We start from the raw sequence: 12,764 nt of genomic DNA, 5'->3' as shown, positions 1-12,764 counted from the left end.
GCCCCGCGGCGTTCCGACGTCGCGGGGCACCGCTATGGTCGTGGCATGCCGGACGTGCCGCGTCACCCCCATGTCGAGACGGCCCTGCGCTATCACGAGGCCGTCGCCCGCTTCGTCACGGGCGAGGAACTCGCCCGGTTCTTCCACGAGGACGCCGTCCACCACCAGCTGCCCAACGCCCTCTTCCCCGAGGGCGTCGAGCGCGATCTGCCCGCCATCCTGGCCTCGGCCGAGCGGGGCCGCGACCTGCTCTCCGAGCAGCGCTTCGAGGTGACGGGCGTGGTCGCGGCCGGTGACCGGGTGGCTCTGGAGGCCGTCTGGTCGGGCACGCTGGCCGTACCCCTGGGGAAGCTGCCCGCCGGGCACGTCCTGCGCGCGCACATCGCGACGTTCCTGGAGTTCCGCGACGGCCGGATCGTCTCCCAGCGGAACTACGACTGCTACGAACCGTTCTGATCCGCAGTCGGCCGTCGGCAGTCGGCTCATTCGGGGCTGTGCCGACCGCGTGACAGCGCACATCATGAGCGGCGTCGTTCGGCACGGGAGATTTCCGCGAGTTCCGGGAGGTCCGATGCAGCACCGCTCACCGTCCCGCCGCACCACCCTCAGATCCGCCCTCGGTACGACACTCGGCACCGCCCTCGCCCTCGGCTGCGCCGGTCTCGGCGTGACACCGGCGGCCGCCGGGCAGGGCCGGGTCTTCCGGGACGTGCGCGCCTTCGGCGGCACGTGGGAAGGGGTGTACGACGGCCGTCGGGCACGGCTGAGAATCGTCGTCGTACGGCAGTCCCCCGGCACCCTCCACACCCTCTACCTCACCCTCACCGACCTCGACCGGGACGAGACCTTCACCGGCAGCCTCGAGGACCTCCCCGCGACCTCCCACCTGGCCGGCGGCATCGCGCTGCGCGGGTCCGCCGCGCTCACCCTGCGCGCCCTGGTGCTGCACACCCGGGACACCGACCGGCTCTCGGGGACGAGCGTCCGGGACGGCCGCGGCTTCCCCCTGTCCTTCCGCCGCTCCGGCACGGGCCCCGCCCACGTCGAGAACCGGCCCTTCCGCGACTACCGGGACTGGTACGGCGGGTACGCCGGTGACGCCGGGGAGGGCCGCTACGCCGGTGACCTCGACGGCCGTCCCGCCGAGCTGACCGTACTGCGCGAGGACACCCCGGAGGGCACCCTCATCGGCTTCCGGCTGGTGGACCTCGATCGGGGGATGTCCTGGGGCACGGCCCTGCGCGAGTCCGAGGTCCTCCAGTGGCCCTACGACCGGCAGCGCGATCCGCTCGCGGGCAGGACGCTGACGCCCGCGCGGTTCCTGGACGAGCCCCTCCAGGTCGACTCCCTGTACTGGCACGGCTCCGACGCCGCGTACGTCTCGGGCGCGAGCGCCGGGCCGGGCGGCCTGTACGGGATGTCCTTCGTCCGGCGGGCCGCCCCGTCCGTGCGGGGCCGCTGACCCGCCGTCAGTCGTCTGATTCGCCGTCAGTCGTCCGAGTCGGCGGAGTCGGCGGCGCCGCCCGTCGCCGTCCCCTCCTTGATGTCGGAGATCAGCCTGGTGGCGAGGTCCGACTGCACGCTGAGATAGGTGTACGTCGGCTTCTTCTCGTCGCCCCACGTCAGGCGGACCGTCGTCCAGGTGTGCCCGGCACCGCTGTTGTCGTAGGTGACCTGCCAGGCGCGCGGGGTGTTCTGCGCGCGGAGGACGCCGTCCACGGCGTTCTTCCGCTCCCAGGCATCCAGGCGGGCGCGGAACTCCTTGGTGAGGTAGTGCGCGCGCAGGGCGTTGGACAGGGAGGCGTCGGGCGTGCCCGTGCGGGCGTCGACGTAGGCGCCGTAGAAGGACGCCACCCGGTCGACGACCGAGGACGTGCCGCCCTCGATCGTCTGCGGGGCGTCGTCCGCCGCCGTGGCGGCGGACCTGGTGGAGGCCCCGGCGGAGGCCGCGAAGGCGACGGCCGGGACGGTGAGCGCGGCCAGCAGGGCGATCGCCGCCCCGGTGCGCCAGGTGGATCGGGTCGATCGGGTCGTACGCATGGCTCCCCCTCGGTTGCCGGTGTCCCTTGCGGGACCCACGGGTTGTGGGAATACATACACCTTGTACAGCGGGCGAGTTGGAGGAACAGTTCCCTCCCGGAACGTTTCTTGCCCGAACGGCTACCCGGAGGACCGGCTTTATGCGTGCTATCGGCCGGACGTGGTCCGGACCGGGGCGGCGGGCAGGGAGACGACCATCGTCAGGCCGCCCCCGGGGGTGTCCTCGGGGGTGAGCGTGCCGCCCATGGCCTCGGTCAGGCCCCGGGACAGCGCGAGGCCCAGGCCGAGCCCGGTGGTGTTGTCGGTGTCCCCCAGCCGCTGGAACGGCTCGAAGGCGCGCTCGCGGTCGGCGGGCCGGAGGCCGGGGCCCCGGTCGACGACCCGCAGCTCCACCCGGGAGGCGAGGACGCTGGCCGCGACGGTGACCGGGCGGCCGGGCGGGGAGTGCCGGGCGGCGTTGGCCACCAGGTTGGCCAGGACGCGCTCCAGCAGGGGCGGGTCGGCGAGGACGTCGGGGGCCCGTTCCAGGTCCGGGGCGGCCACCTCGCACGCCGGCGCCTCCGGCAGGCTGTCCAGGGCCAGGGGCAGGACCTCGACGAGGGCGGTGGGGCGCAGGCTCAGGGTCAGGGCGCCCGCCTGGAGGCGGCTCATGTCGAGGAGGTTGTCGACGAGCCGGTTGAGCTTGGCCATCGACTCGTCGGCGGTGGCCAGCAGCTCCTCGCGGTCCTCGGGCGAGAAGTCGACCTCCCTGCTGCGCAGGGAGCTGACGGCGGCCCAGCCGCTGGCGAGCGGGGTGCGCAGATCGTGGCTGACGGCGGCGAGGAGGGCGGTGCGCATCCGGTCGGCGGCCCGCACCGGCTCGATCTCGGCCGCCGCCCGGGCCAGCCGGGCGCGTTCCACGGCGGCCGTCAGATGGGCGGCGAAGGCGGCGAGCACCCGGCGGTCGGAGGAGGGCAGCGCGCGGCCGCGCAGGACGAGTTCGGCGTCCTCGCCTATCGGCGTCCTGATCTCCTCGGCCGGGGCGCGCCCTGCCCCGTCACGGACCGTGGCGGGGGCGGTCTCCCGGTCCCGGTCCTGATCCCGGTCCCTGTCCCGGTCCCTGTCGCGGTCGCTCCCGCGGCCACGGGGGCGCAGCTCGGCCGACTCCATGCCGAAGGTCCGGCGGGTGCGTTCCAGCAGGTCGGGGACGTCCTGTTCGCCCCGGAGGATGCCTCCGGCGAGCGAGGAGAGGGTCTCGGCCGCGGCGGTGGCGCTCGCGGCGCGGCGGCTCAGGCGCAGCGAGCGGTCCACGACGGCCGCGACGGTGACGGCGACGAGGGCGAAGGCGACCAGCGCGAGGATGTTGTTGGCGCCGTGGATGGTGAAGCGGCCGGTCGGCGGGATGAAGTAGTAGTTGAGCAGGAGGGAGGCCGTCAGTGAGGCCAGCAGCGCGGAGGTAACCCCGCCGATGCAGGCCACTCCGACGACGGCGACGAGGAAGAGCAGGGTCTCGCTGGTCAGGTTGAGGGCGACGGCCTCGGTGGCCGCGTCGGCGCGCAGCGTCGCGGTCAGCAGGAGGGGCAGGAGCAGTCCGGCCGCGGGGCCGCAGATCCGGCGGACGCGGGAGAGACCGCTGCCGGGGACGGGCAGTCCGCGTCCCCGGCCGGCGCGCTCGTGGGTGACGATGTGGACGTCGATGTCGCCGGACATCTCGACGACGCTGTCGCCCACGCCGTGCGCGGCGAGGACGCGGGCCGGCCAGCCGCGGCGGCTGACGCCGACGACGAGCTGGGTGGCGTTCTCGGCGCGGGCGAATTCCAGTAACGCGGCGGGCACTTGGTCGCCGACGACCGTGTGATAGGTGCCGCCGAGGCTCTCGACGAGCCGGCGCTGTCCGGCCAGCGCGGCCGGCGAGGCGCCGGCGAGGCCGTCGCTGCGGGTGACGTGCACGGCCAGGAGGTCGCCGCCGGAGGAACGGGCGGCGATGCGGGCGGCCCGGCGGATGAGGGTGTCGCCCTCGGGGCCGCCGGTGAGCGCGACGACGACACGTTCGCGGGTCTCCCAGACGCCGCCGATGCCGTGCTCGGCGCGGTAGCGCTGGAGAGTCTCGTCGACGCGTTCGGCGAGCCACAGCAGGGCCAGTTCGCGCAGGGCGGTGAGGTTGCCGACGCGGAAGTAGTGGGAGAGCGCCGCGTCGATCTTCTCGGGGGCGTAGATGTTGCCGTGGGCCATCCGGCGGCGCAGCGCTTCGGGGGCCATGTCGACGAGCTCGATCTGGTGGGCGCGGCGTACGACGTCGTCCGGTACGGTCTCCCGCTGCGGCACCCCGGTGATCTTCTCGACGACGTCGCTGAGGGATTCCAGGTGCTGGATGTTGACGGTGGTCATCACGTCGATGCCGGCCGCGAGGAGTTCCTCGACGTCCTGCCAGCGCTTGGCGTTTCCGGTGCCCGGCACGTTGGTGTGGGCGAGTTCGTCGACGAGGGCCACGGCGGGGCGCCGGGCGAGCACGGCGGCGAGGTCGAGTCCGGTGGACTCCGGGCCCCCGTGGTCGTGGCGCAGGCGCGGCAGCACCTCCAGCCCTTCGAGCATCTCCTCGGTGTGCGGGCGGTGGTGGCACTCGGCGTAGGCCACCACGACGTCGGTGCCGCGCAGGGCGCGGCGCCATCCTTCGTCCAGCATGCGGTACGTCTTGCCGACTCCGGGGGCAGCGCCGAGAAAGACCTTCAGTCTGCCGGGGCGGATGCCCGGAGTTTCAGGCGGAGCGCCGGCCTGGGCCATGAGCGTTCCTTCTGTCGGGGGGCGAGGCGGGTCGCCCGGTGTGGAGGGGTACCCGGCCATCGTCGGCCGATCCGGGCCGTGGGCGGCGGTGCGGGGGCCGACGTTGACGCGTTCCTGACTTCGGAAGGTCTCCTGGTCTCCCGCGCCACGCTCGTCGCTCCGGGCGCACGGCACGGGCGGGTCCCCGCGGCGGTGGCCGGTGTCGGCCACCGCCGCGGCCGTGGGTGCTGGGGGGTGCCCCTGTCCCGCCCTTTCGCCGTTTCCTTCAGGGGCTCCGCCCCCGAAGCCCCGCTCCTCGAACGCCGGAGGGGCTACAAGCCCCTATCGGCGCCCGTCCACCACCGAGCGGAGCTTGCCCGTGGTCGCCGTGCGGGCGAAGTCCGCCGTGTCCGCCGCCTCGACGTCGAGGTCGAGCAGCCGCTCCTCGACCGCCGAGCGCAGCTCCGGGTACCCGGCCAGCAAAGCCGTCCGCAGGGCGGACGGGTCGGCCGAGCGCTCGACGCGGACCGTGAGGCGCTCACGCGCCGCGCCGGTCGCGAGGAGGACCTGGAGTTCCCCGGCGTAGCCGCAGTCCCCCTCCGCGATGGTCACGAAGCGCCCGTGGTGGAGGAAGTACGTCGCGACGCGCATCACGTCGCCCAGCCTGCCCAGCAGTTCGAAGCGCGGGGCGTGGTTGCCGCAGGGGCAGCGGCCGGGGACGGCGCGGCCGAGGTCGCCGATGACGTAGCGGTCGAGGCGCTGGCCGCGCCGGGCGTGGGTGGTGAAGACGAGACGGCCGGTCTCGCCGGGTGCCACGGGCCGGTCGGCGTCGACGTCGAGGATCTCCAGCGTGTGGAGGTCGGCGTGGAGGTGGTGGACTCCGCCCGCGCTTTCCACGCACTGGTAGCCCAGCGGGCCGAGGTCCGTGCTGCCGTAGGTGATGGAGCGGACGGTCTCGATGCCGAAGCTCTCGGCGAGCACGCGGCGCTGCTCGGCCGTGAAGTGCTCCCCGCCGTAGAAGATCTTGCGGATGCCGCCGTAGGAGCGCAGCAGGTCGCTCTGGTCGTGGAGGAGCTGCCAGAGGTAGGAGGGCATGCCGAAGAGGGTGTCCGCCTCGTGGGCGACCAGGGCCTCGGCGGTGGCGCGGTGGTCGGGGCCGGCCGCGATGGGCATCTGGGTGCCGCCCAGCCGCTCCAGGATGGAGAAGAAGCTGATGAAGCCGCCGTACATGCCGCCGCAGTAGAAGAGGTTGGCGGTGCGGTCGTGCTTCGGGTCGTACCCGGCGGCGAGCAGGCCGCGAGCGGCGGCGCGCATCTGGGTGTCGTAGTCGTCGTAGGTGAACAGGGACAGGGCGGGGGTGCCGGTGCTGCCGCCGCTGCGGAAGTACAGCTCGGCGTCGCGCCGGTCGACGGAGCCGTTGAGCTCCTGCACGGCGGCCTTGTCCAGCAGCGGCCCGGTGGGCGTGGGGAGCGCGGTCGGGCGGACCAGGTCGTCGAGGCAGGCGACGGTGGCGAAGCGCTCGTCGGCCTGGACGGCGACGCGGCGGCTGTAGCGCTGGAGCGCGTAGACGCCGTCGTGGGGCTCGCCCGCGTAGCTGCCCAGCATGGAGCCGACGGGCGTGACGCGGGTGGCGCCGGCGGCCAGGGCGAGACGGGAGAGCTCCGCGACGTCGGCGCGGGTGCCCGCGACGCCGGCGGTCTGGAGGTAGCGGCGCATGGGGCGCAGCGTGGCGAGCATCCGTTCCCGGGGCAGGGGCTTGACCCAGACGCTGCGGTGCAGCGGGGAGGCGGTGAGCGCGGGGCGGGTGTCGGCCATGACGCGCCAGGAGCCGTCGGGGGCCGTGTGGACGCGGGTGAGGCCGAGGTGTTCCTCAAGGCGGGCGATGAGCTCGGTGGTGGTGAGCTCGGCCTGTTCGGCAGTGTCCAGTTCGTCGCCGGACGGGCCGGGGGGCGCCGCGGCGAGGGCGGCGGCGAGGCGTTCGGCGAAGGCGAAGACGTCCTTGTCGTCGTCGGTGTCGAGGTAGACGACCTGGGGGCTGGAGCATGCCTGCTGCTCCAGCAGGCAGACGTCGGCGGCGAGGGCGGCCAGGGTCGCCTCGTCCTGCCAGGCGTCGCGGGCGAGGTAGGCGAAGGAGATCTTGTGGCCCCACTCCACCAGGCGGCAGCCGGGCGGCACGTGGGCGGCCACGCCCTCGACGGCGGTCTCGCCGCCCCAGACGGCGACGGCGTCGGCGGGCGCGCACATCAGGCGCAGCCACTCCTGGCGGGAGGAGGGGAAGCGCAGCACGATGACGCGCCGGGCGACGGCACCGCTCTCGTCCAGCGCGGCCAGTTCGGCGAGGAGGTGCTGGGCGAGGAGGGTGTCGGCGCCGGACGTCTTGAGGATGTTGACGTTGCCGGCGAGCAGTCCTTCGACGAGGCTCAGGGGTGCGACGGAGGCGGCGTTGCCGGGGGCGATGTGGGCGACGAGGCCGACGGGGGCCCATGCCTCGTAGACGGTCTCCTTGGCGTCGGGGCGGTTCAGCCGCTGGGGGGCGGTGCCGCCGAGTTCGCCGCGGAGCTTGCGGGTGAGTCCGGCGCGGGCGAGGAACGCGCCGAGTTCGGCGAGGAGGGTGCCGTCCTCGCCCTCGGGCAGGTGGGCGGCGAGCCGGGCGCGGGTGGGGTGGGCGGGGTCGAGGAGGGCGGTGGACAGCGCGTCGCAGGCGGCGAGGACGGTCTCGGTGTCCAGGGGTTCGGCGAGCGCGGCCTCGACGGTGGCGGGCAGCGCGGCGAGGCGGCGGCCGGCCTCCTCGTCGTCGATGAAGGCGCCCTGCCAGTAGTGCGGGTTGGTCTCGGTCGTCACGACATGCCCTTCATCAGTTCGGCGGCGGCCACCGCGCAGCTCTTGTTGCGGCTCACTCCGGCGCGGCCGTGGATGGTGAACCAGTCGGTGTCCAGCTCGCAGCCGCACTCGCCGCCGGGGTGGAGGGAGGCGAGGTCGCCCATGACGACGCTCTGCGCGGGGACGGACGTGATGTACGGGGACACCAGGTGGAGGTAGCCGCGCTCGCCGTATCCGAGCGGCTCCAGCGTGCGGGTGGAGCGGATGAACACGCGGGACCAGACGGGCGCGTGGAGGTTGTGGTGCGAGCACTCGATGTACGGGATGCAGTGCTCGACGGAGCCGAAGGTGTCGCGGATCCGCTCGGAGGGCACGCCGAGCTGTTCGGTGACGCGGGCGTACAGCTCGTGCTTGCCGATCTGCTGGTCGGTGTGGCCCTTCCAGCCGCCGCCGAGGACGATCAGGGAGCCCTCGGGGAGGTTCAGGGGCGCGAGGCCCATGGCCCGCATCCGTTCCAGGGTGAACCAGAGGAACGCGGGGAAGCCCAGGATGCGGACGGGGACGTCCTCCTCGGCGAAGCGGCGGAGTGCGGCGACGCAGCCGAAGGGGTCGAACTCGTGGCCACCGCCGGTGTGGCGGAGGGCGTACTCGACGCTGCGCGCGGGGGCGAAGTCGCAGAGGTAGTTGTCCGTGAAGGAGGTGCCGAGCTTGAGGTCGGGGGCGGGCTCGTAGCTGTAGAGCAGGTAGTTGACGGGCTGGTCGGGGGTGATCCAGCCGTTGCGCTCGAAGATCCGGGCGACCATGCGCTGGGCGGAGCGGATGGTCCACTCGTCGAAGAACATCTGCGACTTCTGCCCGGTGGTGCCGGACGAGGTGAGGTGCAGATGGACGTCGTCGCGCGGGATCGACAGGACTTCGTGCCGCTTGAAGAAGTTCGCGTGCACCAGGGGTGCGCGGTAGGGCTCCTCGGGGGCGGTCCCCTCGTACAGCGAGCGGAAGAACGGGGAGCGTTCGGCGTGCCAGGCGTGGCTCTCGGCCATGGCGGCGGCGAAGAGCTCCTCCTCGGCGGGGCCGGAGGCGTAGGGGTCCGTCAGGTCGCACAGGCGCTGGACGTGCGGCAGCAGCGCCGCATCGGGGACGTCGACGGGGGCGAGATGGGGGTTGACGGGTGTCATGAGGCAACCTCGAGGGTGGGCAGGTAGGTCGACGCCCAGGCCGCCGCGTAGGCGTCCAGGAACGGCTGGAGGGGCGCGTCGACGACCACTTCACGGAAGTCGATCTGTTCGGCGGTGCGGGACATCACGACGTAGTCGTGGAAGCCGTCGCCGTCGGGCTCGGGGCGCATGGCCGGGTAGAGGGCGCTGGGGATGAAGCCCTGGGCGAGGAACGCCGAGAGCGCTCCGTGCTCGGAGAGCGGCACCAGCGCCTCCACGTACCCCGCGCCCGCGCGGGTGAGCGTGCGGGTGATGGGCTCCAGGTGGTCGGCGGCCGCGGCCGGGTCGGGTGCGGCGGCGATCAGGGAGCAGTAGCGTCCGGTGCGGTTGAGGTAGGCGTAGACCTCGAAGCTGTCGTCGTCGGCCGCCAGCAGCGCGTTGGGGGTGTGCAGCGGGTAGAACCAGCGCTCGCTGTCGGGGAAACGCTCGTGGAAGCGGCGGCGGACGAACGAGGGCGCCTCGATCATCTCCAGCCGGGCCGCCGTCGTGGGGCGGGCGGGCACCGTCTTCGGCGCGGTGCGCCGGACGTGCCCGTAGTCGATGCCGAGGCTCGCGCCGACGGCGCGCAGGAGGGGCCCGAGCGGCGCGGGGACCTCGGCGACGGGGAGCCGCCGGTCCAGCACGCCCGGCGAATGACGCGCGTAGAGTGCGAGGCTTTCACGGCTGTTGAGGTCGACGGCGTTGGGCAGGACGCCCATGGGCCGGAAGCCGTTGCGGGACACGACGCGCTGGGGACCGGCGCTGACGGTGCGGACCGTGGCGTAGACGGAGTCCAGCCGCCCGGTCTCCAGCGTCCGCCGGCACAGCTCGTCCGTCAGGGCGTGGGCGAGGCCGCCGGAGCGGCGCTCGGGGTGGACGGCGAGCCCTTCCAGCCGGCCGACGCGGCTGCCGGCCTCGCCGTGGACGGCCGCCGACGCGGCGAGCCCGCCGGAGCCGGGGTGGCGGGCGACCAGCCAGAGGGTGTGCGGGTCGGCGATGAGCCGGGACATCTCGGCGGGGTCGGTGCCCAGGGCGGTGGGATAGTGCGGGCCGTAGACGGCGTAGTAGAGCTGGCGCAGTTCGGCGATGTCGGCGGGCGTGGCCCGGTCGATCGTGACGGTCATCGCTCTCCTCCGGTGACCACGGGCTCGGACGGGTGGGACGCGGCGCCTCGCGTGGCTTCGTCGGCGGAGCCGGTACGGGCCGGGGCGGCCGGGGCGGCCGCGTCGTCCTGCAGGCCGGTGTCCGGCTCGGCGTCGTCGTCCCGCAGGAGGGCCAGCGCGCAGGCAGCGGGCAGGAGTCCGGCCGCCTGGATCAGGCACAGGGTCTGCGGGGAGAGCCGGTCGCCCAGCAGGCCGAAGAGCAGGGAGGCCAGGGGGAAGGTCGCCCCGAGCACGGCCTGCATCACGGCGAAGAAGCCCGGCTTGTCGGCGGTGGGGACGAGCCGCTGGAACAGCGCCACGAACCGCACCCCGATGACGCCGACGCACCAGCCCGCGACGACCAGGCAGCCCGCGAAGACGAACCGTCCCGTGAACAGGCCGGGGGCGGCCAGGGCCAGGCCCATCAGGGTCAGCAGCCACGCGCCGAGGGTGGTGGGCCGGCCGGGGACACGGGCGCCGGTGAACGAGCCGATCAGCGTGCCCACGCCCAGCGACGCCTCCAGCAGGGCGACGGTGGAACCGCCGTCCGCCAGGACGGACTTGGTGTACAGCGGGATGACGACGAAGACGGCGGTGGTGAAGAGGTTCGCCGCGGTGAAGCAGAGCAGGATCCGGCGGACGAACGGCAGCCCGGCCAGGATCCCCCGCAGCGACCGCTGCCCGTCGGCCTCCTCGGCACCGTCCTCCGCGCCCGGCGCGGTCTGGGTGCGGAAGCGGACCGTCGTGATCAGTGCGGCCGCGACGAGGTAGGCGCTCGCGCAGCCGACGGCGAGGCCCGCCACTCCGGCGGCGTCGACGATCAGGGCGCCCAGGAGCGCCCCGCCGAGGCTCGCCAGGGACTGGGTGGACAGTTCGAAGCCGGTGGCGGCCTCGATGTCCTCGTCGTCGACGAGTTCGGGCACGGAGGTGGTCAGGCAGGGGTCGAAGAAGGCCTGGCAGGCGGCCAGGGCCAGGGTCGCGGCGTAGGCGGCGGCGAGCGGCAGCCCGCCCGCGTACGCCCAGACGGCGAGGGCCGCAGCCGCGCTGCCCGCCGCCCCGGCGGCCGCGCGCAGCACGGAGCGGTGCGCGAAGCGGGCGACGGACCGGGCGACGACGGGTGCCAGCGCCACGGCGGGCAGCGTGCTGACCGCCATGAACAGCCCGGAGGCGAGCCCGCGTCCGCCGGCGACGGCGTAGGCGACCAGCCACCAGGAGACGCCGACCTGGAACATCCGCACGGCGGCCTGGGTGAGCACCTGGGCCAGCCAGACCGTGCCGAAGGCGCGGTTGCGCAGGACGAGGGGCGGGCGGCGGCCCTCGTCGGTGGTCACGGCGGTCATGCGGTGGGCCTCTCGTCGATGACCCGGACGAGCTTGCCCGAGCGGGTGTTGACGACGAGGTCGCTGTTGCGGGCCCACTCCACGGTCAGGGGGTGGACGAAGCCGGCGGCCACGCTGTCGGGGTAGAGCGGACGGACCGTGTTGAGCCGTTCGGTGACGGCCTCGGCGAGGGGCTCCAGGCCCGTGGGGTCGTCGTCGCCGGGGGCGGTGGCCAGGCGCAGTACGAGGCCGTCGCGGCCGTCCCAGCGGCGCACCACGAGCTGAGTGCCCGTCACCCGGCCGTCGGTGTCGGCCTCGGCGACGGCGTCGAGCGCGTCCTGCGAGTAGAGGGATACGGGCCCGACGCGGACGCCCTCCTCGGCGCGGCCGAGGATGCGGAAGTGCCCGGCCTCGGCGTCGGTCCATTCGGCGCGGTCACCGGCGGGGAAGCGGATGACGGGCATGAGGCGGCGGAAGAGCTGGGTCACCACGACGCGGCCGGGGCGGCCGGGTTCGTGGATGGGCTCCCCGGTGGTCTCGTCGAGGATCTCGACGATCGTGTGCGGGGTGAAGACGCGGTGCACCCGGGGGTCGGGGCCGGGGACGGGGCAGCCGAGGAGGCCGGCGTCGACGCTGGCGTAGCCGAGGGAGCGCGGTTCGGCGTTGGGGAAGGCCGCGGCGAGCAGGCGTCGCTGGTCGGAGAAGAGCGCCTCGCCGCCGAAGAACAGCAGCTCCACGGCGGGGAGCTGACGGCCCGTCGCGATGAGGTGCTCGGCCAGCCGGCAGAGGGTGGTCGGGGTGCCCGCCACCACCTGGGCGCCGAGGTCCTCAAGGGTGGGGACGGTGGTCTCGAGGGGGGCGCCGCCGCCGATGGGCAGCCGGACGTTGTCGACGGGCGCGTGGGCGAGCGAGTCCAGGACGAACAGGAAGCTGGCGTAGAGCTCGCCCGCGTAGAAGAGGTCGGCGACCCGGTGGCCCGGGCGCAGCCCGGCCTCGACGAGTCCCCCGCCGAAGGCGGTGACGAAGTCGCGCCACTCCTCGCGGGTGTAGCAGGAGAACTTGGGGGCGCCGGTCGTGCCGCCGGTCTTGTAGACGACGGCTTCGCCGAGGGGGGCGGTCAGCACCCGGTTGTCGCCCGGGGTGTTGGCGGCCCAGAAGGCGCTCTGCTCCACGACGGGCAGCTCGGTCAGGTGCCGGACGTCCGGGGGGAGGTCGGCGTAGAGCTCCGCGTAGAACGGTGAGTTCCGGCGGGTGAAACGTATGAGGTCCGATAGCGGGTGAACGGACATGCGGCCTTTGCCTAGGTGATGCGGACAGGGGTGCGTGTCTTCGGGGCACGGCGAAGGCGCGGCGAGGACTGCGGTCGCTCGCCACGTGCCGGTGCCCGTGTGTTCCGCGAGAGGCGTGGGGTACCGCTCTCGGCGTCGCTCCGGCGTCAGGGTCTGACGCTCGGTCACGAGGGAACGTCGTAGAAGATATCGCAGAATCTGCCCTCTGCTCACCACATGTCA

General features: G+C 73.8%; 9 protein-coding genes. 2 read left to right on the top strand and 7 right to left on the bottom strand.

All coding sequences use genetic code 11. The features are described 5' to 3' along the window. Positions 1-45 precede the first annotated feature (45 nt). Entirely contained in the window at positions 46-456 is a 411-nt protein-coding gene (locus ACX9I7_RS12730) for a nuclear transport factor 2 family protein (RefSeq protein WP_387574178.1), read from the top strand. A 115-nt stretch (positions 457-571) separates the two neighbouring features. Further along, the gene (locus ACX9I7_RS12725) at positions 572-1,462 is read left to right on the top strand and encodes a hypothetical protein (protein ID WP_459387369.1); all 891 of its coding nucleotides are present in this window, start codon (positions 572-574) and stop codon (positions 1,460-1,462) included. 26 nt (positions 1,463-1,488) lie between these two features. Here ACX9I7_RS12725 and ACX9I7_RS12720 read toward each other — a convergent pair whose 3' ends face one another. The 7 genes from ACX9I7_RS12720 to ACX9I7_RS12690 form a co-directional block, all read right to left on the bottom strand. Then, positions 1,489-2,040: a hypothetical protein gene (locus ACX9I7_RS12720; RefSeq protein WP_387574182.1), complete on the bottom strand. Its 552-nt coding sequence runs from the start codon at positions 2,038-2,040 to the stop codon at positions 1,489-1,491. A 147-nt stretch (positions 2,041-2,187) separates the two neighbouring features. After that, positions 2,188-4,800, bottom strand: coding sequence for a sensor histidine kinase (locus ACX9I7_RS12715; RefSeq protein ID WP_459387368.1), 2,613 nt, complete (start codon positions 4,798-4,800; stop codon positions 2,188-2,190). A 321-nt stretch (positions 4,801-5,121) separates the two neighbouring features. After that, positions 5,122-7,620, bottom strand: a complete 2,499-nt coding sequence (locus tag ACX9I7_RS12710) for an acyl-CoA reductase (RefSeq protein ID WP_459387367.1) — start codon at positions 7,618-7,620, stop codon at positions 5,122-5,124. Further along, complete coding sequence (locus ACX9I7_RS12705) at positions 7,617-8,774, bottom strand: LuxE/PaaK family acyltransferase (protein WP_459387366.1); 1,158 nt, start codon at positions 8,772-8,774, stop codon at positions 7,617-7,619. The genes ACX9I7_RS12710 and ACX9I7_RS12705 overlap by 4 nt, the downstream gene beginning before the upstream one ends. Further along, entirely contained in the window at positions 8,771-9,916 is a 1,146-nt protein-coding gene (locus ACX9I7_RS12700) for a GNAT family N-acetyltransferase (protein ID WP_387568351.1), read from the bottom strand. The genes ACX9I7_RS12705 and ACX9I7_RS12700 overlap by 4 nt, the downstream gene beginning before the upstream one ends. Beyond that, complete coding sequence (locus ACX9I7_RS12695; RefSeq protein ID WP_459387365.1) at positions 9,913-11,274, bottom strand: MFS transporter; 1,362 nt, start codon at positions 11,272-11,274, stop codon at positions 9,913-9,915. Before ACX9I7_RS12695 ends, ACX9I7_RS12700 begins: the two co-directional genes overlap by 4 nt. After that, positions 11,271-12,542, bottom strand: a complete 1,272-nt coding sequence (locus ACX9I7_RS12690) for a phenylacetate--CoA ligase family protein (RefSeq protein WP_387568347.1) — start codon at positions 12,540-12,542, stop codon at positions 11,271-11,273. The genes ACX9I7_RS12695 and ACX9I7_RS12690 overlap by 4 nt, the downstream gene beginning before the upstream one ends. Between the last annotated feature and the right edge of the window lie 222 nt (positions 12,543-12,764).

The organism is Streptomyces sp. L500, assembly GCF_054551825.1.
This window is presented reverse-complemented; position numbering and strand designations above follow the sequence as displayed.

Coding starts and splice junctions, on each gene's coding strand:
- ACX9I7_RS12700 (WP_387568351.1), bottom strand. CDS start 9,916: ATGACCGTCACGATCGACCGGGCCACGCCCGCCGACATCGCCGAACTG.
- ACX9I7_RS12705 (WP_459387366.1), bottom strand. CDS start 8,774: ATGACACCCGTCAACCCCCATCTCGCCCCCGTCGACGTCCCCGATGCG.
- ACX9I7_RS12715 (WP_459387368.1), bottom strand. CDS start 4,800: ATGGCCCAGGCCGGCGCTCCGCCTGAAACTCCGGGCATCCGCCCCGGC.
- ACX9I7_RS12725 (WP_459387369.1), top strand. CDS start 572: ATGCAGCACCGCTCACCGTCCCGCCGCACCACCCTCAGATCCGCCCTC.
- ACX9I7_RS12695 (WP_459387365.1), bottom strand. CDS start 11,274: ATGACCGCCGTGACCACCGACGAGGGCCGCCGCCCGCCCCTCGTCCTG.
- ACX9I7_RS12720 (WP_387574182.1), bottom strand. CDS start 2,040: ATGCGTACGACCCGATCGACCCGATCCACCTGGCGCACCGGGGCGGCG.
- ACX9I7_RS12730 (WP_387574178.1), top strand. CDS start 46: ATGCCGGACGTGCCGCGTCACCCCCATGTCGAGACGGCCCTGCGCTAT.
- ACX9I7_RS12690 (WP_387568347.1), bottom strand. CDS start 12,542: ATGTCCGTTCACCCGCTATCGGACCTCATACGTTTCACCCGCCGGAAC.